30 protein-coding genes are annotated in these 23,066 nt (G+C 30.0%); 9 read left to right on the forward strand and 21 right to left on the reverse strand.

The window, feature by feature from the left end; genetic code table 11:
• Positions 1–76 precede the first annotated feature (76 nt).
• Positions 77–418 carry a DUF2853 family protein gene (locus J3S90_RS10210; protein ID WP_210646118.1) on the forward strand — a complete coding sequence of 114 codons (342 nt, stop codon included), beginning with the start codon at positions 77–79 and terminating at the stop codon, positions 416–418.
• A gap of 122 nt (positions 419–540) precedes the next feature.
• On the opposite strand, the gene J3S90_RS10215 is transcribed toward J3S90_RS10210, so the two are convergent.
• The 3 genes from J3S90_RS10215 to J3S90_RS10225 all read right to left on the reverse strand — a co-directional run bounded on the left by J3S90_RS10215 (position 541) and on the right by J3S90_RS10225 (position 2,924).
• Complete coding sequence (locus tag J3S90_RS10215; RefSeq protein ID WP_236023929.1) at positions 541–1,893, reverse strand: M28 family metallopeptidase; 1,353 nt, start codon at positions 1,891–1,893, stop codon at positions 541–543.
• A 222-nt stretch (positions 1,894–2,115) separates the two neighbouring features.
• A complete protein-coding gene (locus tag J3S90_RS10220; RefSeq protein ID WP_188050671.1) occupies positions 2,116–2,454 on the reverse strand; it encodes a cupin domain-containing protein in 339 nt (112 codons plus the stop codon).
• Positions 2,454–2,924, reverse strand: a complete 471-nt coding sequence (locus J3S90_RS10225; protein WP_210646119.1) for a hypothetical protein — start codon at positions 2,922–2,924, stop codon at positions 2,454–2,456. Before J3S90_RS10225 ends, J3S90_RS10220 begins: the two co-directional genes overlap by 1 nt.
• 175 nt (positions 2,925–3,099) lie before the next feature.
• On the opposite strand from J3S90_RS10225, the gene J3S90_RS10230 reads away from it, so the two are divergent.
• The 8 genes from J3S90_RS10230 (at position 3,100) to J3S90_RS10265 (ending at position 12,134) form a co-directional block, all read left to right on the forward strand.
• Positions 3,100–3,954, forward strand: coding sequence for a CvfB family protein (locus J3S90_RS10230; protein WP_188050669.1), 855 nt, complete (start codon positions 3,100–3,102; stop codon positions 3,952–3,954).
• Positions 3,955–4,684: 730 nt separating this feature from the next.
• On the forward strand, positions 4,685–5,515 hold the full coding sequence (locus J3S90_RS10235) for a 1,4-dihydroxy-2-naphthoyl-CoA synthase (protein ID WP_210646120.1): 831 nt from the start codon (positions 4,685–4,687) through the stop codon (positions 5,513–5,515).
• 190 nt (positions 5,516–5,705) lie between these two features.
• Positions 5,706–6,227: a PH domain-containing protein gene (locus tag J3S90_RS10240; protein ID WP_210646121.1), complete on the forward strand. Its 522-nt coding sequence runs from the start codon at positions 5,706–5,708 to the stop codon at positions 6,225–6,227.
• Entirely contained in the window at positions 6,227–7,729 is a 1,503-nt protein-coding gene (locus tag J3S90_RS10245; protein ID WP_210646122.1) for a PH domain-containing protein, read from the forward strand. The genes J3S90_RS10240 and J3S90_RS10245 overlap by 1 nt, the downstream gene beginning before the upstream one ends.
• Before the next feature lie 111 nt (positions 7,730–7,840).
• Positions 7,841–8,800, forward strand: a complete 960-nt coding sequence (gene menA / locus J3S90_RS10250) for a 1,4-dihydroxy-2-naphthoate octaprenyltransferase (RefSeq protein ID WP_210646123.1) — start codon at positions 7,841–7,843, stop codon at positions 8,798–8,800.
• A 181-nt stretch (positions 8,801–8,981) separates the two neighbouring features.
• Positions 8,982–9,659, forward strand: coding sequence for a metal-dependent hydrolase (locus J3S90_RS10255; RefSeq protein WP_210646124.1), 678 nt, complete (start codon positions 8,982–8,984; stop codon positions 9,657–9,659).
• Positions 9,660–9,784: 125 nt separating this feature from the next.
• On the forward strand, positions 9,785–10,990 hold the full coding sequence (locus J3S90_RS10260) for a tetratricopeptide repeat protein (RefSeq protein WP_210646125.1): 1,206 nt from the start codon (positions 9,785–9,787) through the stop codon (positions 10,988–10,990).
• Positions 10,991–11,093: 103 nt separating this feature from the next.
• Entirely contained in the window at positions 11,094–12,134 is a 1,041-nt protein-coding gene (locus tag J3S90_RS10265; RefSeq protein WP_210646126.1) for an o-succinylbenzoate synthase, read from the forward strand.
• Between the two features lie 182 nt (positions 12,135–12,316).
• Here J3S90_RS10265 and J3S90_RS10270 read toward each other — a convergent pair whose 3' ends face one another.
• From J3S90_RS10270 to J3S90_RS10355, 18 genes are all read right to left on the reverse strand, one after another.
• Positions 12,317–12,787 carry a nuclear transport factor 2 family protein gene (locus tag J3S90_RS10270; protein ID WP_210646127.1) on the reverse strand — a complete coding sequence of 157 codons (471 nt, stop codon included), beginning with the start codon at positions 12,785–12,787 and terminating at the stop codon, positions 12,317–12,319.
• 289 nt (positions 12,788–13,076) lie between these two features.
• On the reverse strand, positions 13,077–13,430 hold the full coding sequence (locus J3S90_RS10275; RefSeq protein WP_188050658.1) for a hypothetical protein: 354 nt from the start codon (positions 13,428–13,430) through the stop codon (positions 13,077–13,079).
• 1 nt (position 13,431) lies between these two features.
• Positions 13,432–13,779: a zinc ribbon domain-containing protein gene (locus tag J3S90_RS10280; RefSeq protein WP_188050657.1), complete on the reverse strand. Its 348-nt coding sequence runs from the start codon at positions 13,777–13,779 to the stop codon at positions 13,432–13,434.
• Positions 13,780–13,823: 44 nt separating this feature from the next.
• Positions 13,824–14,150 (reverse strand): YtxH domain-containing protein, encoded by a 327-nt coding sequence (locus J3S90_RS10285; RefSeq protein ID WP_188050656.1) that lies wholly within the window; start codon positions 14,148–14,150, stop codon positions 13,824–13,826.
• A gap of 50 nt (positions 14,151–14,200) precedes the next feature.
• Complete coding sequence (locus J3S90_RS10290; RefSeq protein WP_188050655.1) at positions 14,201–14,353, reverse strand: lmo0937 family membrane protein; 153 nt, start codon at positions 14,351–14,353, stop codon at positions 14,201–14,203.
• A gap of 38 nt (positions 14,354–14,391) precedes the next feature.
• Positions 14,392–14,544: a lmo0937 family membrane protein gene (locus J3S90_RS10295; protein WP_121926380.1), complete on the reverse strand. Its 153-nt coding sequence runs from the start codon at positions 14,542–14,544 to the stop codon at positions 14,392–14,394.
• 40 nt (positions 14,545–14,584) lie between these two features.
• A complete protein-coding gene (locus tag J3S90_RS10300) occupies positions 14,585–15,223 on the reverse strand; it encodes a porin family protein (RefSeq protein WP_236023930.1) in 639 nt (212 codons plus the stop codon).
• Between the two features lie 192 nt (positions 15,224–15,415).
• On the reverse strand, positions 15,416–15,880 hold the full coding sequence (locus J3S90_RS10305) for a sll1863 family stress response protein (protein ID WP_210646128.1): 465 nt from the start codon (positions 15,878–15,880) through the stop codon (positions 15,416–15,418).
• 334 nt (positions 15,881–16,214) lie between these two features.
• Complete coding sequence (locus J3S90_RS10310; RefSeq protein WP_188050653.1) at positions 16,215–16,427, reverse strand: hypothetical protein; 213 nt, start codon at positions 16,425–16,427, stop codon at positions 16,215–16,217.
• 137 nt (positions 16,428–16,564) lie between these two features.
• Positions 16,565–17,449 carry an MlaD family protein gene (locus J3S90_RS10315; protein ID WP_210646129.1) on the reverse strand — a complete coding sequence of 295 codons (885 nt, stop codon included), beginning with the start codon at positions 17,447–17,449 and terminating at the stop codon, positions 16,565–16,567.
• 17 nt (positions 17,450–17,466) lie between these two features.
• The gene (locus tag J3S90_RS10320; RefSeq protein WP_188050651.1) at positions 17,467–18,243 is read right to left on the reverse strand and encodes an ABC transporter ATP-binding protein; all 777 of its coding nucleotides are present in this window, start codon (positions 18,241–18,243) and stop codon (positions 17,467–17,469) included.
• Between the two features lies 1 nt (position 18,244).
• Positions 18,245–19,036, reverse strand: coding sequence for an MlaE family ABC transporter permease (locus tag J3S90_RS10325; RefSeq protein ID WP_223151095.1), 792 nt, complete (start codon positions 19,034–19,036; stop codon positions 18,245–18,247).
• Positions 19,037–19,327: 291 nt separating this feature from the next.
• Entirely contained in the window at positions 19,328–19,813 is a 486-nt protein-coding gene (locus J3S90_RS10330) for a DUF2383 domain-containing protein (protein ID WP_210646130.1), read from the reverse strand.
• A gap of 219 nt (positions 19,814–20,032) precedes the next feature.
• Positions 20,033–20,254 (reverse strand): hypothetical protein, encoded by a 222-nt coding sequence (locus J3S90_RS10335; RefSeq protein WP_210646131.1) that lies wholly within the window; start codon positions 20,252–20,254, stop codon positions 20,033–20,035.
• 248 nt (positions 20,255–20,502) lie between these two features.
• Positions 20,503–20,976 (reverse strand): Dps family protein, encoded by a 474-nt coding sequence (locus tag J3S90_RS10340; protein ID WP_188050648.1) that lies wholly within the window; start codon positions 20,974–20,976, stop codon positions 20,503–20,505.
• A 77-nt stretch (positions 20,977–21,053) separates the two neighbouring features.
• Positions 21,054–21,248 (reverse strand): hypothetical protein, encoded by a 195-nt coding sequence (locus tag J3S90_RS10345; RefSeq protein WP_210646132.1) that lies wholly within the window; start codon positions 21,246–21,248, stop codon positions 21,054–21,056.
• Positions 21,249–21,833: 585 nt separating this feature from the next.
• Positions 21,834–22,310, reverse strand: coding sequence for a hypothetical protein (locus J3S90_RS10350; protein WP_210646133.1), 477 nt, complete (start codon positions 22,308–22,310; stop codon positions 21,834–21,836).
• Between the two features lie 3 nt (positions 22,311–22,313).
• Positions 22,314–22,991 carry a peptidoglycan DD-metalloendopeptidase family protein gene (locus J3S90_RS10355; RefSeq protein WP_210646134.1) on the reverse strand — a complete coding sequence of 226 codons (678 nt, stop codon included), beginning with the start codon at positions 22,989–22,991 and terminating at the stop codon, positions 22,314–22,316.
• Positions 22,992–23,066 lie beyond the last annotated feature (75 nt).

Raw genomic sequence — 23,066 nt, forward strand, 5'->3', positions numbered from 1 at the left:
TCTCTTAAAATAGATATTTAATTGTTTAAATTTGAGAATATAAACTAATTACTAAAACTAACCTTAAAATTTTATTATGAGTGCAAGAGAAGAATTAATTGTAAAGTATGCAGCCGATTTGAAAGACAAATGTGGCGTTACTCCAGATATGGATTTATTAACGAAAGTAACCATTGGTTGCGGACCATCGATTTATAATGCCGATGCTGCAACGGTTGCAGGAAGTCAACAAGCAGAATTGGATACGGTGAAGAAAAATTTCCTGATTAAAAAATTAGGACTTGCGGACGGACTCAATTTGGATGCCGGAATCGATGCCGTTATGGAAAAATATGGTCGTTCTAACAGAAACAAATATAGAGCAGTAGTATATTATTTATTAACTGTTCACTTTAAAAAAGAAAGCGTTTACAATTAATTAAGACATTTCTAAATGTAAAAAGCGTTCGACTCTTTAGTCGAACGCTTTTTTTTATCTCTAACTTTTAGTCTTAATTATAGATCTCAAAGAAATATTTTTTCGCTTTTGATAATTGTTTTTTATCGAACTGGTACAGGAAAAACAGGTAAGCTAGAATGTCCCAAAGCATCAATAGTTTGAACAGCAAAGAAAAAATTATCTTTTGAATAAGGAATTTCTATTTTGGTGTCTTTTGTAAAAATTGTTTTTTCCCACTGTGATGAGGATGTTTCTCTAATAAGAATATTATAACCGAAAACTTCTTTGCCTTCTGGAGCTTTCCAAACCAAAGTCGAAAAGTTAGTTAAGTCTTTTACCTCAATTCCTACGTTTGTTGGCGCTTTTGGCGACCATGCTAAATTGCTAAAAGTAGCCAAGTTGGAGCAAGTCACTTTTTTTAGGTATTCAAAATCCATAAATTCAGGAAGATCACCATATTGAATATTATTTTCTTTTCTTACATCTTGGTGTTGGTGATCAAAGTTTTCGTTCATTTCACAAAAACGAATTGCCGTAAATCCATTTTGACTGAACGGAGTGTGATCGCCACCACGAAGAAAACGGTCGTTGCGATACACTAACTTAATATCTAATTGATCTACATATTGATTGGTAACCGTTTTAATATAGCGTGCTAATTGTCTTGATGGACTGTCATTGTCGCGATTAGTTGATTTGCGCATTTTAGATTCTGCTTCTGTCTCTAAATACGGAATTGTTTCGCTAAAAACGCGAACTTGTGTATTGTCTCTTAATAAAGTACCGCTTGACAAACTGTTTCCAATCATATCATTATTAATCATAGCAACTACATTCCATTTTCCTTCCTTTGCTGCATCAGCTAAATGTTTGGCTCCATACAATCCTTGTTCTTCTCCAACTACTGCTACAAAGATCAATGTAAAAGGAAATTCTCTCTTGCTCATTATTCTAGCAAGTTCCATCATAGCAGCAACTCCTGAAGCGTCATCGTTAGCGCCTGGCGCATCAATTTTTGCATTCATCACATCAGATGCACGAGAATCTAGATGTCCACTGATAATTAATACGCGATCATCATTAGGATCGGTACCTTTTAAGGTAGCCATCACATTTCCTAGTTCACTGTCGGCAGCAATCCGTTTTCCATCCGCTTTAATCGTAAAAAAGTCTATTTTCGAAGTTAATCTTCCGTTAGAGGATAAAGCATATTTATCAAACTCTGATTTAACCCAACGTTGTGCTGCTCCAATGCCGCGCGTATTACTTTTGGTATCGCTCAAGGTGTGTCGCGTTCCAAAAGAAACGAGCTTTCGAACCGTTGCTTCCATATTTTCCGATTTTACTTCGGCAACCATTTTTTTTATTTCAGGATCATCAACTGTTGTCTGAGCGTAATTGGTGTGAGATACAATTGTAAGTAGTAATAAGCAGTAAATTGAGGTTAATTTCATAAGTGGTATTTTTAGTTTTCTCAAAGTTAATAAAAAAGTAAAATAATAGGGAACCGAAATTAGTTTTTAGTATTTGTTGAACGCTAATCATTCTTAGGAAAAATTCTAAAGAAGTTGGATGAATTAAAATAGGACTTTATATTACAATAAAATATCCCACCTTTTCAGAATGGGATATTGTAAATATAAAGTGTAAAAAATGTTATTTAGCTTTATATGCACTTATTCAAGTACTTTTTTTACTCTTTCAACGGTATCTAACTTTGACAAAGTCAATCGTACGATGCTATCTTCCTCAGCATGTAAATCATGAGGGACATTGGCCTCTAACGATATTAAATCTCCTGCTTGTAAAATCATTTTTTCATCGTTAACACCAAAAGTAATTGTCCCTTGATGAATTTCTACTGTAATAGGAAAGCCTGCTTTATGCTCTTTCATGGCTTGTCCTTTTTTAAATAAAATTCTAATTTCCTTTGCTGTATCTGTTTCCATCATTACTTTGATAGCAACTTTGTCTTCATTGTATTGAAGATCTTTTCTTAAAGAGGCAGTTTTCATTATTTGAAATACGTTTTATAAATTAATAAGTGTTTGTTTATTTGATCAAAACTTTCTTGACATTCTTTCAAATCAGAAGAAGGCAAGGTTTTTAATAAATCTTTAATTGGAATTAAAAAATTATGCAACTGATCATGTGCTGCACCAGTCATTGTGCATTTTTGAAAAATCATTTTAAAATCTAATTCTAAATTTTCCGTAAGTTTTTTGTATGCTTCAACATTATCCTTTTCAGTAAATGAATTCATGGTTTGTTGCATTTTTTCTACTCCTAAAGTTGTTTCTGGATTCGCAATCCAACGTTCGCCATTGTCCAATACAAGGGAATGATTTTCGGAATGATGTTGTTCTTCTATTTCTTTATTTTCGGTGGTTGGGCTCGCGGACTGAATTTCCTTATTCTGTCTTTTACAAGAATAAGCAGTGGAAAGCGCTACAATTAGAATTATAGAAAGTGTAATCTTTTTCATGATCGTATTATTTTTGATTTTTAATTGTAAAATAGGACTGATTTACTAGTAAATACTAGCGATTTAATTAATCTTAAAAATAGGAGTTTATAAGTTTAAATCAAAATTATTTCTTAATTAAATCTTTGTACCTTTGTGCCTTATATAGTGGATAAAGACTAAGAATTTTAAGAAAATGATTGAAATAGGAAAATACAATACGCTTACCATTTTACGAGATACCAAAGTAGGTTTGTTTCTTGGAACACCCGATACGGATCCAGAAGGAATACACGATATACTTTTGCCAAACAAATATGTTCCAAATGAATTTGAAATAGGAGAGGAGCTGATTGTTTTTGTGTATTTAGACCATGAAGAGCGTCCCGTTGCTACAACATTAGAACCTTATATTTTACTGAATGAATTTGCCCTTTTGAGAGTGAATTATGTCAATCAAATTGGTGCTTTTATGGATTGGGGAATGGAAAAAGATATTTTAGTTCCTTATAAAGAGCAAGCGCGTCCTATGGAAAAAGGAAAACGTTATTTGGTTTACCTTTATATGGATGAAAAAACAAATCGTTTAGTAGCTTCTAGTAAAACCAATCAATTTCTAAAAAATGAAAATCTTACCGTTGAAAAAGGCGAAGAAGTAGATTTGATTGTCTCGCACATTACAGAAATTGGAATTAATGTAATTATCAACGAAAAGTACAAAGGACTTTTATACAAAGATGAAGTGTATGATGATGCCATTCGTACTGGTGATCGCATGCGAGGATATATAAAGACGATTCGTCCAGATAATAAAATAGATGTAGCACTACAAGTTCAAGGATATGAAAGTATAGAGCCTAATGCCGAAAAAATTCTAGACGAACTCAGAGCCAGTAGAGGTTTTCTGCGATTAACAGATAACTCTCATCCAGAAGATATCAAAACAGTTTTGAAGATGAGTAAAAAAACCTTTAAAAAAGCGATTGGTGCACTCTACAGAGAAAAATTAATCGAAATCAAGGAAGATGGGATTTACTTGGTAAAAGAATAATAAAAAAGAAAGACTAATCAAAAACGATTAGTCTTTCTCTTTTTAATGCCTTTTTAGAATTTTAAATTCGTAGTAGCAGTAAAATAATAGAAGTTTAAAGTAGCTTTATCCGCCTGCAAAATAATAGTACTATTTTTTACTATTTAAAATGTAATAACTTAAGCGTAAATTACTTTAAAGATTTTTTTTGTCTTTATTGAAACAATCGTTTGCTTGATACTGGTTATCTAAGTTCACAGTTAGCCATTGGTTGTTTTTATATATTGAAAGAATATTTTCTAAATTATTTTTATTAATGCCTCACTCATGCAAGCGCAAGAAAATAAATCTTTTTTTTAACCGTAGGTGTTACTTTTTAGAATTTCCTAAAATAGCAAATGATGGTATCAAATACTCATTTCTCCCTGTTTTTGAAATACTATAATTTTTTATAAACATAGAAAAAGGAGCCACAACATTTTTTAGTGTTTGCAATACATTCTTTTTTTAAGTTAATAAATCAGTGTAGAATCAATAATTAAATCGATAAATAATTGGTATTTATTAGATTAGCTTGTTATAAATTTAAAAATAATTTCAATTAGTAAGTGTTAAAAATTACTTTATCAGTTGATTTTTAACATTTTAGCCTCTTTAATCAGATAAGGATTACTACAAGCTTCTTTTAATAGAATAGATATACTGCGAAAAATGATTTATTTTTACGCTAAAATAATTTAAATCAATAATTATGGATTGGATTACTGCCAAAGAATACGAAGATATCACTTATAAAAAATGCAATGGTGTTGCCAGAATCGCCTTTAATAGACCGGATGTGCGCAATGCTTTTCGCCCAAAAACGACTGCAGAGTTATACAATGCTTTTTATGATGCACAAGAAGACACTTCAATAGGAGTAGTTTTATTGTCTGCTGAAGGACCGTCATCAAAGGACGGAATTTACTCTTTCTGTAGTGGTGGCGATCAAAACGCACGTGGACACCAAGGATATGTAGGAGAGGATGGGCAACATCGTTTGAATATTTTAGAAGTGCAACGTCTCATTCGTTTTATGCCAAAAGTGGTTATTGCTGTGGTTCCTGGTTGGGCTGTTGGTGGCGGTCATAGTTTACATGTAGTTTGCGATCTTACTTTAGCCAGTAAAGAGCATGCTATTTTTAAACAAACGGATGCCGATGTAACTAGTTTTGATGGAGGTTACGGATCTGCCTATTTAGCCAAAATGGTCGGACAGAAAAAAGCACGTGAGATTTTCTTTTTAGGACGTAACTATTCTGCTCAAGAGGCTATGGATATGGGAATGGTAAATGCGGTTATTCCGCACGATGAATTAGAAGATACGGCGTATGAATGGGCTCAGGAAATTTTACATAAATCACCAATGGCTATTAAGATGTTGAAATTTGCAATGAATCTTACGGATGACGGAATGGTTGGTCAACAAGTTTTTGCTGGCGAAGCTACGCGACTCGCTTACATGACTGAAGAAGCCAAAGAAGGTAGAAATGCCTTTTTAGAGAAAAGAAAACCAAATTTCGAAAAAAAATGGCTTCCTTAATATAATCATCAAATTTTAAATTTCTTAAGAGTATTCCACTTTGATTGTATTGTGAAAGCAAAAGTATTGGTGTAAAAAAATGCTAAATTAAGATTCAATAATTGTACTCTGAAATGCGAAATCAAATTTAAGCCTTTGATTATTTGCATTATTGAAAGAATAGCTTCTTGTTAAAAACAAATAAAATTAAATGGAAAATTTTACAAACAAAACAATTGATATTAAACAACTTCCTAAATTTGAGGAAGTTGTTTTTACAGCTTTGCATACCAAATATTTTAGAGTGGTTTTGATTAATTTAGGGATAGTGATTGGTTTATTTATATTGGCTCCAATGGTTCTTTCAGTTATTAATCCAGAACTATTCTCTGGAAGAGTTTGGTTAATTTTAGGAATGGTAATTCCAATACTTTTGATTTTTATTGTATCCTTTTCCATTATTGGATTTCGAAAAAAAGGATTTGCCTTTAGAGAGCATGATGTATTGTATAGATATGGTGTGATAGCAACAAATACAATTGTAATTCCTTATAATAGAGTACAACATGTTGCCTTACATGAAGGGTTTATGTCACGATTTTTTGGTTTAGCCAAAATTGAAATCTTTACAGCAGGAGGAAGTTCTAGTGATATTGCAATTCCCGGAATAGCCAAAGAGGAAGCAGAAAACATAAAACAGCTGTTAATGGGTAAAATACAAAAACAACTGTAATGGAAGACGACTTTAATCAACCGCAACGACAATCTCCAATTGGCGTTTTGGTTATGTTTGTTGATACCCTGCAATTATGGGCTCGAGGTTTATGGCCTGTTTTACTTGTTTATATTGTAAAATTTAAGGATCTAAATACGATTTACCTTGGTCTTGGAATCGTTTCTTTTTTAATAATAATTGCTTTTGTTGCTTATTTAAAATACTTGAATTTTAAATTTTATTTAGATGATAAAAATGAGGAGTTTGTCATAAATGAAGGGATTATAAATAAAAAGAGTACCATTATTCAATTGGATAGAATTCAACAAGTCGATATTAATCAGTCCTTAATTCAACGAATTATAGGCGTTTATGAACTTAATGTTGACACTGCAGGAAGTGCTAAAAAAGAAGGTAGAATTCGCGCTATTTCACATACACTTGCGCTTAATTTAAAAGCAAGATTGCTAGAAGGGAATGCTGTAAATGAAAAAGAAATAAGTGAAGAAGCAACAGTTCATAACTCAATTAATCAAAATCAACCTTTTGTAAAGATTAGCTTTCTAAGTTTGTTAAAGGTTGGAATTACAACCAATTATGTAAAAACGTTAGGTTTAGTTTTAGCCTTTATAATGACAATTTTTGATAATGTAAAAAGAATAATTCCAGAATATGAAGTTGATGACGAACAATTAGAAAACTTTGTTGACAGCCAATCGACTATTCAATATGTTGGATTTGTTTTTTTAATACTGATATTTTTGATATTGATTATCAACTTAATTCGCGTTGTTTTTAAATATTTTGACTATAAAGTAACCAGGCATAAGGATTCTTTGCTATTATCATTTGGATTACTAAGCACTAAAAGCACGATAGTCAAGCCAGAAAAAGTACAAATTGTTACGGTAACTCGAAATTATTTCCAGAAAAAATTTGATATTTTAGAGATAAAAATAAAGCAAGCAACGAGCAGTGATACTGATATTAAAAAAGCAATTATTGAAATTCCTGGTTGTAACGAAAAAGAGAAAATAGCTATTTTTAAGCTTTTATTTCATATCATGCCTGAAAAAGGAATAGTATTAAAACCAAACTATCGCAAATTGGTTTTTTCAATTTTCTTGTTTATTATACTTCCGGTTGGGCTTTTTTTTATTTTTGCTTTCTATTTAGATCCAACCTTGCTAACTTATAGTTATGTATTGCCGTTTTATATTGTGTTTATTGGACTCGTTTTGTGTTTTGGATTTTTAAATAATAGACTTTATATTAATGACAACTTTATTATAAAACAAAGTGGTGCTTGGGATATTGATAACGCAATTATTGAAACTTCAAAAATTCAAGGGGTAACCACTTCGCAATTATTTTGGCATAAAAGAGTAGACATTGGTTGTATAATTATTCATACAGCAGGAGGGGATTTAGCCTTTCAATTAGGTAATTTTACAGTGATAAAACAATATGTCAATCAATGGCTGTACGAAATTGAAACTTCGGATAGTAATTGGATGTAATTAGGATATTAGGGTTTTTATTTCTAAAAAAACACACCTTATCACCGATGGCTTAAAAGCCAAAATTTTTAAAAAATAGCATACCTTCGTGGTAAAAATAAATTGAATAAAATGAAACATTGGATTGAAGCAGCGCGTTTGAGAACATTACCATTATCGGTATCTGGAATAATTGTAGGTAGCATGTATGCCTTGCGTCCTACAGATAATATAGAAACGCCTACAGATGTTTTTAGCTGGACTATTTTTGGTTTAGCAATATTAACGACTTTAGGACTGCAAGTGTTATCAAATTTCGCTAACGATTACGGAGATGGTATAAAAGGAACAGATAATGCCGATCGAGTAGGACCACTACGCGCCATTCAAAGTGGTGCGATTTCGCCTCAAGCCATGAAAAAAGGAATTATAGTAACTTCATTCCTTACTTTAGTATCAGCAATAACCTTGATTTATTTTGCATTTAGCGATACTAATATTTGGTATTCTTTATTCTTCTTGGTATTAGGAATAGCAGCAATTGCTTCGGCTATACGCTACACTGTTGGTAATACGGCGTATGGATATCGTGGCTTTGGCGATATTTTTGTATTTGTGTTTTTTGGGTTAGTGAGTACAATTGGAGTAAACTTTTTATATTCTGAACAATTGGATTTTGATTTGTTTTTGCCAGCAGCGGCTATAGGTTTGTTAAGTACAGGAGTATTGAATCTAAATAATATGCGTGATGAGGCCTCCGATAGAAAATCGAATAAAAATACAATTGTTGTTCAAATAGGCGGAGAAAAAGCAAAGAAATATCACTTTTTTTTAATCATTACAGCAATGATTTTAGTTGTACTTTTTGCAATTTTAAGTGACTATCGTTGGGATCAATATTTGTTTTTATTGGCATATATACCTTTAGTAAAGCATTTAAATACGGTGTATAAAAATAAAGATGCCAGAGCATTAGATCCAGAATTAAAAAAATTAGCACTTAGTACATTTGTACTTTCTATTTTATTAGCGTTGTGTATGGTTTCTCTAATTCCAGATTTGATAGTGAATTTATTTTTAGGAGGAAGATAAATTCAAGTTTATAATATCAAACTTCCTTTTGAATATTAATATAAATTGAGTTTTAACAGCATTTGCAAAATATAATTCAAATATCTAAATTCAAAAAAATCACAATTAATAAATTTTAATCATACTGTTTTCTATTAGCTTTTTCTAAGAGAGCTATAGATATAATTTAAAACATAATCATATGAAAATAACTTTTTATGGTCACGCGTCTTTAGGAATTGAAGTAGCGGGTAAGCACATTCTAGTAGATCCTTATATTTCTGCAAATCCAAAAGCAGCACACATTGATATTAATGCACTACAAGCCGATTTTATTTTGTTAACTCATGCACACGGAGATCATATTCTAGATGTTGAGGCAATTGCTACTAGGACGAATGCGGTAATTATTTCAAATGCTGAAATTACAACTTATTATGCCGCTAAAGGCTTTAAATCCCATCCTATGAATCATGGCGGAAGCTGGAATTTTGATTTTGGTAAACTAAAATATGTAAATGCAATTCATTCTAGTTCTTTTCCCGATGGCACTTATGGAGGTAATCCTGGAGGTTTTGTTATCGAAAGTGAACATAAAAACATTTACATCGCTGGCGATACAGCTTTAACAATGGATATGAAACTGATCCCAATGCGTACCAAACTTGATTTGGCCATTTTACCAATTGGTGATAATTTTACGATGGATGTCGAAGATGCTATTATTGCTTCCGATTTTGTGGATTGTGATAAAATTCTGGGTTATCACTACGATACATTTGGTTACATAGAAATTAATCATGAAGACGCCATTCGTAAATTCTTTAATAAAGGAAAGGATTTAATGTTACTTGAAATAGGCGAATCAATAGAATTGTAATTTTATTCGGAGCTATTCCAGCTATCCGTTGCAATCTTTTATAAAGTTTCTAGCCTTCAAAAGGCTAGAAACTTTATAAAAGGATTTTCACTTCTATCTGGGCTAAAATCATCTTAATTAAGAATATGAATACTATAAAAGGACTTTTTTTGCTGCTAACAATGTTTGCTTTTCAAATCAATTTAGCACAAAAAGACGGTTATTGGGATAAAACACGCGCTACAAGCGAGGAAATTACTGTTTCTGCACGAGAGCGAATTATTATTAAAACACAAGATTTTCCGGAAGGAACTACCGAAGTTGTTTTTAGAATAACACTATTGGATAAAAACCAACAAATGGCGGGTAGTTTGGTTTCTGTTCTTAAAGCCATTCCTGATCCCACCGGAATTTCCCAAGGTTCTGCTGGAGCAGTTTTTATTCTTTCTAAAATTTCAGGAGACGACAAATGCAAATATGCCATTTTCTCCTCTGCAGATTTAGCTACAAAATACAAAGAAAACGGTAAAACAGAAAACGCGTGCTTAGTACAAGATACACCTGTTAGTAAAGATGCTAAACTTCTTTCAACGGATAAATCGGCCTGCATGAAATCAAATTCAAGTAATTTATGGTTTGGATTTGAAAGCAAAAATTGGATCATGAATCAGAAAGTAGTTCTAGAAGTAGTTCCTTGGGTTGATAATAAGTTGAGTCGTGGCTGGACAGCAGAAAATAGAAAATCTATTATAGATCAGTGTAAAACATCTAATCTGGCTCAAAAAATGAGTAATTCAGATGATTTTTGTGTCTGCATTTTAGATAAAATACAGTCGAAGTATAAGTATAAGGAATTTCAAAAATTATTGGCTGTAGAGCGCGCTAAAGCATTTAAGGATTTTGGCAACAGTTGTTTTGGCGAAAGTACTCTTTCTTCAGCTGTTTATGAAGATTTACGCAAACAAGCAGCCTCATTATCAAAACAAGGGAAACCTGGTGAAGCAATTACTAAATTAGCAACGATAATTAATGATAATAAAGCCAATGCACTAGATTATAACGCTATTGGAAACAATTATATTTTGACCAAACAATACGGAAAAGCAATTAAATTTCTTAAAGAAGGCGAGAAGCTCGATGAATCAGAATTATTAATAAAATTAAATTTAGCACACTCTTATTTATTAAATGATAATTATTCAACAGCCAAATCTATTTATAAGGAATACCAATATCAAAATGTTACAGATAGCTTGAGTTGGACTGAAAAGATAAAACAAGACTTTGAGACATTTAAAAAGGTTGGAATAGAAAACGACGATTTTAAAAGAGTATTAAAGTTGTTCAATTGATTTTTTATAAAATGAACTTCACTCTTAAAGCATAACCGAAAATTTTTATAAATGGTCTTTTGAAACTTATAAAAAACATAATCAGCTTTGCAGCTAAGAAAATATGAAAGCAACCTATCATAAATATATTCTAAATTTCAAACGTCCCTCGGGTACCTCTCGTGGTGTAATGAATGAAAAAGAAACTTGGTTTATTGTACTTGAAAAAGAAGAAAAAAAAGGAATAGGCGAATGCGGAATTCTCAGAGGATTAAGCATTGATGATCGACTTGATTATGAAGCCAAATTAAAATGGACTTGTGATCATATTCACCTCGGAAAAGATTTGCTTTGGGAAGCGCTTTTGGAGTTTCCTTCTATACAATTTGGAGTTGAAATGGCCTTTCAATCTTTAGTGAGTGAAAACCCTTTTTTACTCTTTCCTTCAGACTTTACAAGTGGTATAAAATCAATTCCAATAAACGGATTGGTTTGGATGGGAACAGAGGCTTTTATGAAGGAGCAAATTCAAGAAAAATTAGCCGATGGTTTCAAGTGTATCAAGCTCAAGATCGGTGCAATAGATTTTGATAAAGAACTACAATTATTACGCTTTATAAGACAGCATTTTTCTTCAGAACAAATAGAAATTCGAGTTGATGCTAACTGCGCATTTAGTTTAGATTTAGCTTTATATAAGTTATATCAATTATCTGAATTTGAACTACATAGCATTGAGCAGCCAATAGCGAAAAACCATACTGACAGTATGGCAGAGTTGTGTAAAAACACTCCTTTTCCTATTGCTTTAGATGAAGAGTTAATAGGTATGTTTACATTAGCAGAGAAAGAAGCTTTAATACTCAAAATAAAACCACAATATATCATTTTGAAGCCTAGTTTTATTGGTGGTTTTCGAGGGACACAAGAGTGGATTACTTTAGCTGAAAAATACAAAATAGGGTGGTGGATTACCTCAGCTTTAGAGAGTAATATTGGATTAAATGCAATCGCACAATGGACTTTTTTGCAGCATAATTTAATGCCTCAAGGATTAGGAACTGGCGCACTTTATACCAATAATTTTGACTGTCCGTTACAAGTAAAGCAAGGACAATTATGGTACGAAAAAGAAGTGGATTGGAAATTCGATTTAAACGGATAATGAAATGTAAATTGTTTTTTTATAACTAATTTATTCCTTAAAATTAGTCTGATTTTAAAGAACAGGAATTACTAATCCTATAATTTTAACAGAAAAAAACCATTACAAATAGTACTATTTGTAATGGTTTTTTTCTGTTAAATACGGTCATTATTTTTTTTGTCTTTAAAATTTGGAAAAATCTAATGAGATTCGCTGTATTTTTTTAAGGATGCTACAGCTTGTTTTTCTACTTTTTTCTGGAAAAATCCCGTCCAACCTAATAGATATCCTGTAATTCCAAATGCTTGTTTTGACCATTTCCAAATGTCAAATTGATCCGTTTGTTTAATAATTAATCCCTCTTTAAATTGAAACTCAGATAAAACAGTATTGACTACAGTTCGTTGGTTTTTACCAAATTTATAGGTAGCAATCCATCTTACAGATCCTGTATATTCGTCTGCTTTGATAACAGAAAATTCAATTTTCATGTTTCCTTTACTCTTCTCAGTTAGCATTTTCCACATTTCACAAACCTCATTCCCCTTTAATAAGCCAAAAGCAGGATCCCTAAATTGAATGTTTACATCATAGTTTTTGCACATAGTTGTAGCATCACCATTTGAAAAAGCGGTGTAAAATTCAATAAGTATATCTTTGGTTGTTCTCATTTTTATAAATATAATTGAAAGTAAAAATACTCTATTTTTTCAAATATAAATTTGATTAGATTTAAAAATTTGTAGAAATAAACTGATGCAAAATTTAATTTTAGAAATAACATCAACAATTAAAGTACTTTAATCTTTAAAAATAATAAAGCTATTTAAAAAATTATAATCATCGTTTTTATCTCTGGTGTGTTATATGGATGACGTATTAAAACAAAAAAACTTTCCATAATAATATGGAAAGTTTTTTTATTTAAGAGAATTTCATTGCTTGTGTTTAATTTTTAAATTAGTCACGAAGCATTTCATTATCTATAGTTTTCTCGGTTTTCTTAGTTACCACATTTGTAATTACAAATTGCAAAAGTGTTCCTAATATCCTTTTTACTGGATTATGTGTCGATCCAACTAGCACTTTTTTTGTTAAATATCCGGAAGCAATACCTATTACGTTACTGAGAACATTTCCTCTAAATTCTGATGACTGAGTCATTTGTCCAAAGGCTTTTTTTATTATGTTCACAGGTTTTAAACTTTCATACGTATAATAGTATTGATCTTTAAGTTCTAGTAATTCTTGATCTTGCTTTAATTTTAATAAATGTATGGCTTCTTTAAGCGTTGTTGTGTGATTATTTTTCATATTAACTTTTTTTAAGCATTCTTACAATAATAAAGTTACTCACTCGTACTTTAATCAGCGCATCTCTAAAAAGATAAATCAAGATCGATATTAGTAGATAAAAACTAGAAACTGCAAAAAAGCCATAATATACTTTTCCAAGCAATTCACCAATCCATATAGAAAGACCAATGTTTACTAAAAAGGCAAACATTCCAAAAACAACAGAAACGGCTATTCGAGAAATCATTGACGACAATACATCAGCCGTTTTATCAACTGCTTGTAACTTCATTAATTCTACTGTAGTTCTAGTGTAATCCTCCGCTTTGTCGAAAAGCATTTCTATTGTTGATGTGTTGTTTTCCATGATATAATTTTTAACATACTTATTATTGAAATTTTACTATGCGATTAGCTATTTTTAATTTCGCTTTTTGCTTCGTAATATTTTGATTTTCCTTCTGCTAACAAATCTTCACCTTCTTTTTTTGCATCGTTCAATTTTGATTTACCATCAGCAAGTAAAGATTCGCCTTCTTTCCAGATTTTTTCGTATTTGTTACTAATAGAACCTAATAAACTGTCTAGTTTATCTTTTAATTCTTCTGCATAATCGTTGCTTTTATCCATTATTTTTCTTCTAGTTTTGTCTCCCTTTTCTGGTGCAAACAATACTCCTAATAATGCTCCTACTGCAACTCCACCTAAAACTCCTAATATTACTTTATCTGCTTTCATAATTATTGATTTTTATTATTAAATTTTTTTACTTTTTTTTAAATTTTTAGTTATACACTTCTACCAGAGATAAGTCTGAAAAGTATTGCTATTACTGCAATTACAAGAAGTATGTGAATAATTGATCCTACACTGAAGGCGAAAAAACCGATTGCCCAAAAGATCACTAATATTACTGCTATTGTATAAAGAAGATTCCCCATTTTTTTATTTTTTAAATTGATTATTTATTATTTTTGGTTTAAACTTTTCTACCAGAGATAAGTCTAAAAAGTATTGCGATTACTGCAATAACAAGTAGAATATGAATGATTGATCCTGCACTGTATGCAAAGAATCCAATTGCCCAGAATATTACTAATATTACTGCAATGGTGTAAAGTAAATTTCCCATGATTTCTAGTTTTTGTGGTTAGTTAATAGTTAATTTTTTATTAGTTTAATCTCAATCCAACATAAACGCTCAAAACACTGTTTTTTGCATCTGGAAAAGTATAATTTGTTCCACCGTAGTTTCTTTCTTTTCCTACGTTAGTCAAACCATAGTTGTAACGAACTCCAAAGTTTACAACATCTAAATCAACTCCAACACCTCCAGCAATACCAGCATCAAACTTGTTGAAATCATTAGTATCTAATTCGCTTTGAGAATTAAAAAGGTTAGAATCGTTTGTTGTTTTTCCGCTAACCATATAAGCTGCGTAAGGTCCAACGTGTACATTAAAATTGTCTGTAATATTCATTACTAACAATACTGGAACTTCAATATAATTAGTATTAAATTTTGCTGTTCCTTTTACACCAAGTGTGTTGTAAACTAATTCAGCTCCTTTAGTAGTATAACTAATCTCTGGTTGAATAGCGATGTTATTTGTAATTGGAAATTTAGCATAAACACCTGCGTTAAAACCAGTCAATACATTATTGTCGTCTACATTATCTGCATAAAGATTTGAGAAGTTTACTCCTCCTTTAAAACCGTAAGACGCTGTTTTGTCCTGTGCGTGAATACCTGTTATAGACATTAGTCCTAATGCTAGTGATGCGAAAATTAAATTTTTTGACTTTTTCATTTTATTAGTTTTTTGTTTGAATTATTATATTACAAATATCCGCATCTTATATAAGGTTATTGTTACAATACTTTTTCTTAAATTTATAAAATTCACACTTAGATAATTTAAAATGTAATAAAAAGTATATTTAATATTCTATTAATCAGTTAGTTGTAATAAAAAAGGCGAGTATTAACTCGCCTTTTAGATTTATTTTTTGTCTTTTACTGTGAAGTTTTTTAATGATTGTCCTAAATCATCCATGTCATGTCTGAACTCTTTTTTGAAAGATTGCCAATCACTATTAGTGTCATTTTTATACACCTCTAATTTATTTTTAATCTCTTTGTTTTTTTCTTCTAATTCTTGAATGTTTTTAGAATACTCGGAATCAATTGTTTTTCCTGTTTTCTTTAATTCTGCCTTCATTTCAGCAATTCTAATTTCGTTTTGTTTGATGGTTGCATTTGTACTGTCTTTAAATGTTTGCCATTCTTGCTCTGTTGCTGCTCTTCTTGCATCAGATAATTCAGCTTTTGCATCATCTAGATTCTCTTTTGCATTTTCTACGTTTTCTTTTGCTTCAGCTTCTTGTTTAGATTTGTCTTGACATCCTACTAATACAGTTGCAACAATAAATGTTGTTAAGGCTAAATTTAAAATTGTCTTTTTCATGATAAATTATTTTAAGTTATTTAAATAGTTTTGTTTTAATTTTATTTTTTTGTTTAAAATTAAACCTGTTGCATCAAAAGAAAATAATTGAAAAATTATAATAATTCTAAAAATTTTTTTTGAAACAATTTGGTTGAATTTGTAATACAAAGTTGAATCATTTTAACTAAAAAATAATTACATAACTTTTATTAAAACTTATCTTATTTACTGATTGTTTTTTCAAAAATTAAAATTTAATATTTATACGCTTAAGAAAATACTAAACGAAGAAGGAGTTGAAATTTCTATAATATAAAAGGAGTAGTTTAATATTTTATAAACAAAGCTAGCTCTAAGATAATGTATGAGTAGAACTGTATTTTTTTATTATGTTTTCTAAAGATTGATAGTAATCCATTAATACTTTTGTATTTATTTCAGGATTGCTGATGTCTGGTATAGTTACAGGTAATTCTGCTAAGTATTTTATTAACTCAGGATATTCATTACGAATTTTCATTGTAATTTCGAGAATAGCAATAGTAAGTTGATTTTCTGTTTTCATAAATAAGTTATGTATTAGAAACGGCAATATTATTTAGTAAAAGCCATAAAAAAAATGGTAAATTCAAAGTGCAGTTTTTTTAAATTAACTGAACTGTGAATTTACCATTTTATAATTGTTATTCCTTTGAAAATGAGTTATTTTATCGAGTCATTTTTAACATCCATTTGTAATTCTTTTTTCATTTGTTCTTCTTCAAGATTATCTAGTTCTTCTTGCTTTTTTTCTTCTTCTTTTTTCTTTTTCTTAAAGAATCCTCTTAAAAGAAAATTATGTTTTGCAGCTTCAATAACTTCGTTAAGTCCTTTAGTAGCTGTTTTTACATTTGTTAAAGAGGAATCAACCGATTTTCCCATTCTTTCGTCGCCCACTAATTTAGATAAAGCTCCTTTGCCGTTATTCATATTTACAGTAAAGCGTTTAAACTCTGTTGTACTTTTTTCAAGATTCAAAATAGTACCTTTTATACTGTTTCCAAATTGTTCATCCGAAATTAATTTTGATAAAGCACCGTTACCATTATTCATGTTGTAACTAAACTGCGCTAATTCTGCAGTAATTACTGCGGCATTGTCTACACTTTTTTTTACGCTAACCATTAGATCATCCATTTCTATGGCTCGTTTTGACGCGATTTGATCCTTATCTTCAACTATAACATTAGACTTTTTGCCTGCAGAAATCACCAAAACCTTATCACCCATTAATCCGTCAGAACTAATACTTGCGATGGCATCTTTTTTTATAAATTGGCGCACTTCATCTTTAATGACTAGTCTTACAATAACTAAAGTGTCATTTAGAAAATCTATATCATCAACTGTTCCAATATTAATACCTGATAAACGAACATTATTACCAATTTCAAGTCCACTTACCGAATTAAATTTTGAATACAATTCAAATGTAGAACCGAACAAGTTTTTTTGTTTTCCAACAAAGTAAATAGTTCCTACAAATAGAACCAATCCAATTATTACAAACATTCCTAATTTCCACTGGTATCCAGATTCTTTTTTCATTTTATTTTTTTTATTAGTTATAGGAAAAACGAGCGAACCCATTCATCCTCACTTTTTTCTAGTTCTTCGTAAGTACCTTCAGCATGCATTACACCTTCTTTTAAAACCATTAATCGGTTTCCCGTTAATTTTGCACAAGGCATATCGTGTGTAATTATAATTGAAGTAGTTTTATATTTTTTTTGAATTTCAATAATTAGTTCACTAATTTCTCTTGAAGTAATTGTATCTAATCCTGTTGTTGGTTCATCATACAAAATAATTTCAGGTTTTAAAATTAGAGTTCTAGCTAACCCAATTCTTTTTCTCATTCCGCCAGAAAGTTCCGAGGGCATTTTGTCTATGGCTTCGCTCAGACCAACACTATCTAAAATTTCTTTTATCTGGCTTTCTACTTCCTCTGCAGACAAATCTTTAGCATGACGTTTTAAAGTAAATCCCAAATTATCGCGAACACTCATAGAGTCATATAAAGCAGCATTTTGAAATAAAAAACCAATTCTAACTCGAATTCCATTTAGTTCAGCAATGTGTAATTTGGTAATGTCTGTCCCAAAAACATTGATCTCTCCTTCATCAATCCGCATTAAACCAACAATACACTTTATAGTGATTGATTTTCCTGATCCAGACTTTCCTAAAATAACTAGATTTTCACCTTTATTTACTGTTAAGTTTACTCCTTTTAACACCTCATTTGTACCAAATGATTTATGAAGATTTTTTATTTCTATTACTGGAACATCAGCTTCTGATTTCTGGATAATATTCCTTTTTTTTATCTCATCTTCCATCTTATAAAAATAAATCGGTTAGTTGTACTGCAATCATGTCAATAATAAAAATACTTAGTGATGCGGTTACAACAGCTGAATTAGCTGCTTTACCAACACTTTCAGTACCATTTGCGGCATTAAATCCCTTGTAACATCCTATCATTCCTATAAAGAAACCAAAGAAAAAAGTTTTCATTGTTGCAGGGAAAATATCAGAGAATGTTATTGATTCTAGCACTTGAGATAAATAACGGTATAAGTTTACGTCGCCATGAATATTTATTCCTATATATCCGCCAATAACACCAATTCCGTCTGCAAAGATTACTAGTAAAGGAATCATGAAAGTAGTTGCTAAAATGCGCGTAACGACTAAGTATTTAAAAGGATTAATTGCTGAAACTTCCATGGCGTCAATTTGTTCTGTCACTTTCATCGAACCAAGTTCCGCACCAATACCAGAGGAAACTTTACCAGCACAAATTAAAGCAGTTATAACGGGTGCTATTTCTCTAATTAGTGATAAAGCAACCATACTAGGAAGCCATGATTCTGCACCAAATTTTGCTAAAGTTGGTCTTGATTGTAATGTCAATACTAAACCCATAATGAATCCTGTAACGGTGACAAGAGGCAATGATTTATAGCCTATTATGTAGCATTGTTTGATCAATTCTTTTATTTCATAAGGAGGTTTAATCACTTCTCTAAAAAAGCGAGAAGCAAACAAAGTCACTTTCCCTATGTCATTAAAGGTTTCTTTTAAGTAGGTTGTGATACTTTCCTTTTTGGCAATTAGCGTAGTATTCATTTCGATATATTTTTGATTTTATACACCTTTATTTAAACAAAGTGATGGGTAAATATAATTTTGAAAAAGGAATATTGAATTTTTTAATTTGTATAGCTTTGATTTATTGGTTGAATAAATATTATATATTCAACCAATAAATACAAGTATAAAAGAATAAGTAAGAAAATTAATTACCCTTTATAAGACTTAATCTCTATAATTTTTCAATAAATTCATGTTGGTATGAGTAGTAAATTTTAGCGAAAATAAATCTAAAATTTTCGTTTCATATTTAAAATAGAGTTATTTTTAGAAAGTAAAACTTTTATCATATTTGTGTTCTATTAACATTAAATCACCTAATTCTTTTAACTTATCGTGACGTGTTTCAAGCATTTTATAATGTGATTTTAATCTCATTTTGGTGCTAGTATCTAAATCAATTAAGTTATTTACTAATGTGCTTTTGTAATTGTTTAGTGCAACAAATTCATCGTATTCTAAAGTATTTAGCAAATCTTCTCTGTTGCTTTCATCAAAAAATAATTTAAAACTAAGCCACATTTTTTCTAAAAAAATATTTTTCTTTTTAAAGGACACTGGGTTACTATTCAACTTTTGCAAATCACTTTCAAGCTCCGTTATAAACATATTAATATCAGATCGAAAATGGTCAAATAATTGGTGTAAATCAATATCATGTGTCGCCTTTTGGGCTAAATCATAAACTCTAATTCTATCATTATTTATTTTGATAAGAGTATTTAATACTGCAACTGATTTTTCTGTACTCATCGTTTTAATTATTTAAACTAACTTCGTTTATCTTGTAGAGAATTATAAAATGATTTATTTGATTTGCAATGAATTAGTTATTTTACAAAAAAACTTTTTTCATTGTTTTAACTTATTATTTATTGTAGCAAATTTCATTTAATAAACGATAAGTTATGTTACATGAATACAGAGAATAGTTACAAAATTCATATACTCACAAAAGGAGAGCTTTATTAATTAGCTATTTTTTTTTGAACCAACTACTAATAATATAACACCACCAACAGCAAGTGCAACTCCAATGATTGGTGACCAAGCCATAGGATGATTCACTTCTTTATTGACTTCAATAGGACCTAAGTCAATTACTTTTTCGGTTGTTTTAAAATTGAAGCTGTTGTAGGCTACCATTAAGATTCCGATGATAATTAATACGATTCCGGCTGTTTTATTGTTCATATTTTTGGTTTTAAGTTTGTTATTTTAAAGTATAATTGATTTTAATATTCTTCATTATTTAAAGAATAAAATTTAGTATTAATTTTTAGAAATAATAAAATAAGTTAGATTGATACTGTTTATATATTTTTTAAAAAGTATAAAAAAAAGGACTGCTGTTGCCAACAGTCCCTTCCTAACTAAATAAAAACCTAACCTTACTATTTCCTTTGTACAATTGCTTTATCAGCTTTTTACCAAAGAATATATTATTCTAAATATCTTCTTAACATCCAAGCCATCGTTTCGTGACCTTGCATTAAGCCATTTAAAAAGTCTGCTGTACCTGAATCTTTATTTTCGTCTTCACTTGCATCAACATCTTTACGTAATTGTACAATTAATGTTTCATGATCTTCCAACAACTCTTTTAGCATTTCTTTTTGCTCTGGATATTTATTTGGAGATTCTTTGATGATAGTCAATTCAGCAAATTCTTTCATAGTTCCAATTGCTTTTCCGCCTAATTTGCTAATACGTTCTGCAGTTTCATCGATAGATACTTCAACCTCTGAATACTGAGCTTCAAATAATTTATGAAGTTCCATAAAACTTGGTCCCGATACGTTCCAATGAAATTTTCTTAATTTAATATAAAATGTCATCTCATTTGCTAAAATTGAAGTTAGTAATGAAATACTGTTTTTTAAGTGTGCTTCTGTAATTCCGATTTTAAGTTTCATATTATTATATTTAATTTGATTATTATGTGAAATTCGAACTAATTTGATTTCTTAATTGTAAAGAAAATGTTTGAAAATTATGATTCGTCCTTTGTTGTGCGGATCAAACTTATTCCAGACAAGAAGAAAACAATTCCTAATATGCCGTAAATAACTAATCCTTTAATATCATTCATTTCGCCACTCGTTTGTGCAAATAAAACTGCTGTGTAAATAAGTCCAGCAATACCTAAAGTTGTTAATAAAGCGCCAAATATTCTTTTGAGATTCATGATTTTCTGTTTTTAGAATTAATAATTTCTAAGAAATTAATGTGCTTTTTAAAACTCTTATAATTACTTCACAAAGATATTTTCATTTCAAACAAAATGAGTTACACAATTGTTTGTAAAAGTTATAATATTCAAAGCAAAAATGAGTTTTCAAAAGATTAAAAGTAATGTTTTATAAGGTTTAAGTTGTTGATAGTTAAAGTGATATTTTGTTTTAAAAAACAATGATAATCGCAAGAATGTTGCTTGGAACTCTTTTTTTGGGTTGTTGTAGAAGAATTTATCTTTAACTTAGTATTGGGCAACTTTCGAGTAGATTATTAAGAAAAAACTACGGATAGGATTACTATAAATGTTACCTAGAATTGAAAAGTTAATTTTAATCTAATCACGACTATTGTCGATTTTATTAAAACTTATGTTTTAATAAAAAAAAAGATTATTCAAGCGTATTGAATTCTTAAATTTAAAAAACAAAAGGCATAAAAAAAACAGCTTTGCGACTCCTTAATATTTGTCAAAAAGCTGTTGCTATTTTATTTTTTTTTAATTTTAAAAATTCATATGAATATTAATTTGAGCAAATTAATTCATTGAAAAGCCATCAACCCAATCCATAGATTTTATAGAGGAGACTTTGTTTTCTGAATTCATAATCAATCGTAATTCTTTATTGGCAACCTTTTTTGTATAAGAAGCTTTATAACGAAAAACGATAGATTGGTCAAAGTTGTTCTTGTAAGCTTCAATTAATTCAAGATCAATAAAACTGCCATAATATTGTCGGAAACGAGTGCAGGTTTTCGTTAATCTTTCTTCAGTTGTATTTTTTATTACAGAGGCAGTTGCTTCGCTTGTTGTAAAGGGTTTAAATTTAGAGGTATTGCAGGTCATTAATACTCTAGTTCCTAATTCATAAGCTTTACTTTTTTGGCTTTCTGAAATTTCAGAGGTGTTGATTTTTACAGTTTTATTTGCTTCCGCTTCTGCTGCAGTAATGGCGTTTTTAGATTTACATCCAGTAAGTATTAAGATACTTAGAACTATAATAAAATTTCTCATGATTTAGTCTATTTTTAATAAGATATTAGGATTTGGACAATTTTCTAAATAAAATTTTTGATTGTTTTTGCTACATACTCCGGGATAATCCCCTTTATAATTAGAAATATCTTTTATAATTTGAAAGTGTAAATGTGGAGCGTAATCTCCATTGACCGAAGCGTCTCCTAAGGTTGCTATTTGTTCTCCTTTTTTAAAAATGGAATCTTCCTTAAGGTTTACAATGCTTTCTAACGATAAATGTCCGTATAAAGTATAAAATTTTTGTTCTTCTATTTGATGTTCTAAGATTATTGTGGGACCATAATCGCCAATTCCGGTATTGTTATTAAAACTATGTACTCGACCGTCAACTGCTGCTAATACTGGAGTTCCTGCTTTAATCCATAAATCTAGACCAATGTGAATGTTCCTTTCTTCTATAGCAGTATCATTAAAGATTTCACTTCTTTTATATAAATTTCGAACTTCATTATAACCTCCAAAAGCTACTTTAGCATTATGGATACTTAAATAGTTTTCAATATATTCTTCAAATTGTATGGCATTATCAACTGGTAGTTTTTTTAAATTTTCATTTTCTACAGATAAATCCAAACCAATATAGTCTTTGTAGCCAATTTGTCCATCGATTACTTTAACATTTTGTATTTCTTTTAAAATTGATTCTAAAGATTTCATTTTGTTTGATTTTTATAAAACCTTAAATTTAAATAAAAAATGCCAACGTAAAAAATTTACATTGGCATTATAACT

The sequence above is a fragment of the Flavobacterium flabelliforme genome (assembly GCF_017948675.1).
GTDB classification, from domain to species: domain Bacteria; phylum Bacteroidota; class Bacteroidia; order Flavobacteriales; family Flavobacteriaceae; genus Flavobacterium; species Flavobacterium pygoscelis.

What these genes read in the sequence shown, in the direction of transcription:
- J3S90_RS10280 (WP_188050657.1), bottom strand. Translation starts at nt 13,779, where the DNA reads ATGGAAAACAACACATCAACAATAGAAATGCTTTTCGACAAAGCGGAG.
- J3S90_RS10295 (WP_121926380.1), bottom strand. Translation starts at nt 14,544, where the DNA reads ATGGGAAATTTACTTTACACCATTGCAGTAATATTAGTAATATTCTGG.
- J3S90_RS10340 (WP_188050648.1), bottom strand. Translation starts at nt 20,976, where the DNA reads ATGAAACTTAAAATCGGAATTACAGAAGCACACTTAAAAAACAGTATT.
- J3S90_RS10245 (WP_210646122.1), top strand. Translation starts at nt 6,227, where the DNA reads ATGGAAGACGACTTTAATCAACCGCAACGACAATCTCCAATTGGCGTT.
- J3S90_RS10315 (WP_210646129.1), bottom strand. Translation starts at nt 17,449, where the DNA reads ATGAAAAAAGAATCTGGATACCAGTGGAAATTAGGAATGTTTGTAATA.
- J3S90_RS10345 (WP_210646132.1), bottom strand. Translation starts at nt 21,248, where the DNA reads ATGAATCTCAAAAGAATATTTGGCGCTTTATTAACAACTTTAGGTATT.
- menA (WP_210646123.1), top strand. Translation starts at nt 7,841, where the DNA reads ATGAAACATTGGATTGAAGCAGCGCGTTTGAGAACATTACCATTATCG.
- J3S90_RS10225 (WP_210646119.1), bottom strand. Translation starts at nt 2,924, where the DNA reads ATGAAAAAGATTACACTTTCTATAATTCTAATTGTAGCGCTTTCCACT.
- J3S90_RS10255 (WP_210646124.1), top strand. Translation starts at nt 8,982, where the DNA reads ATGAAAATAACTTTTTATGGTCACGCGTCTTTAGGAATTGAAGTAGCG.
- J3S90_RS10330 (WP_210646130.1), bottom strand. Translation starts at nt 19,813, where the DNA reads ATGAGTACAGAAAAATCAGTTGCAGTATTAAATACTCTTATCAAAATA.
- J3S90_RS10240 (WP_210646121.1), top strand. Translation starts at nt 5,706, where the DNA reads ATGGAAAATTTTACAAACAAAACAATTGATATTAAACAACTTCCTAAA.
- J3S90_RS10285 (WP_188050656.1), bottom strand. Translation starts at nt 14,150, where the DNA reads ATGAAAGCAGATAAAGTAATATTAGGAGTTTTAGGTGGAGTTGCAGTA.
- J3S90_RS10350 (WP_210646133.1), bottom strand. Translation starts at nt 22,310, where the DNA reads ATGAGAAATTTTATTATAGTTCTAAGTATCTTAATACTTACTGGATGT.
- J3S90_RS10230 (WP_188050669.1), top strand. Translation starts at nt 3,100, where the DNA reads ATGATTGAAATAGGAAAATACAATACGCTTACCATTTTACGAGATACC.
- J3S90_RS10210 (WP_210646118.1), top strand. Translation starts at nt 77, where the DNA reads ATGAGTGCAAGAGAAGAATTAATTGTAAAGTATGCAGCCGATTTGAAA.
- J3S90_RS10215 (WP_236023929.1), bottom strand. Translation starts at nt 1,893, where the DNA reads ATGAAATTAACCTCAATTTACTGCTTATTACTACTTACAATTGTATCT.
- J3S90_RS10300 (WP_236023930.1), bottom strand. Translation starts at nt 15,223, where the DNA reads ATGAAAAAGTCAAAAAATTTAATTTTCGCATCACTAGCATTAGGACTA.
- J3S90_RS10235 (WP_210646120.1), top strand. Translation starts at nt 4,685, where the DNA reads ATGGATTGGATTACTGCCAAAGAATACGAAGATATCACTTATAAAAAA.
- J3S90_RS10220 (WP_188050671.1), bottom strand. Translation starts at nt 2,454, where the DNA reads ATGAAAACTGCCTCTTTAAGAAAAGATCTTCAATACAATGAAGACAAA.
- J3S90_RS10265 (WP_210646126.1), top strand. Translation starts at nt 11,094, where the DNA reads ATGAAAGCAACCTATCATAAATATATTCTAAATTTCAAACGTCCCTCG.
- J3S90_RS10320 (WP_188050651.1), bottom strand. Translation starts at nt 18,243, where the DNA reads ATGGAAGATGAGATAAAAAAAAGGAATATTATCCAGAAATCAGAAGCT.
- J3S90_RS10335 (WP_210646131.1), bottom strand. Translation starts at nt 20,254, where the DNA reads ATGAACAATAAAACAGCCGGAATCGTATTAATTATCATCGGAATCTTA.
- J3S90_RS10325 (WP_223151095.1), bottom strand. Translation starts at nt 19,036, where the DNA reads ATGAATACTACGCTAATTGCCAAAAAGGAAAGTATCACAACCTACTTA.
- J3S90_RS10355 (WP_210646134.1), bottom strand. Translation starts at nt 22,991, where the DNA reads ATGAAATCTTTAGAATCAATTTTAAAAGAAATACAAAATGTTAAAGTA.
- J3S90_RS10305 (WP_210646128.1), bottom strand. Translation starts at nt 15,880, where the DNA reads ATGAAAAAGACAATTTTAAATTTAGCCTTAACAACATTTATTGTTGCA.
- J3S90_RS10270 (WP_210646127.1), bottom strand. Translation starts at nt 12,787, where the DNA reads ATGAGAACAACCAAAGATATACTTATTGAATTTTACACCGCTTTTTCA.
- J3S90_RS10275 (WP_188050658.1), bottom strand. Translation starts at nt 13,430, where the DNA reads ATGAAAAATAATCACACAACAACGCTTAAAGAAGCCATACATTTATTA.
- J3S90_RS10310 (WP_188050653.1), bottom strand. Translation starts at nt 16,427, where the DNA reads ATGAAAACAGAAAATCAACTTACTATTGCTATTCTCGAAATTACAATG.
- J3S90_RS10290 (WP_188050655.1), bottom strand. Translation starts at nt 14,353, where the DNA reads ATGGGGAATCTTCTTTATACAATAGCAGTAATATTAGTGATCTTTTGG.
- J3S90_RS10260 (WP_210646125.1), top strand. Translation starts at nt 9,785, where the DNA reads ATGAATACTATAAAAGGACTTTTTTTGCTGCTAACAATGTTTGCTTTT.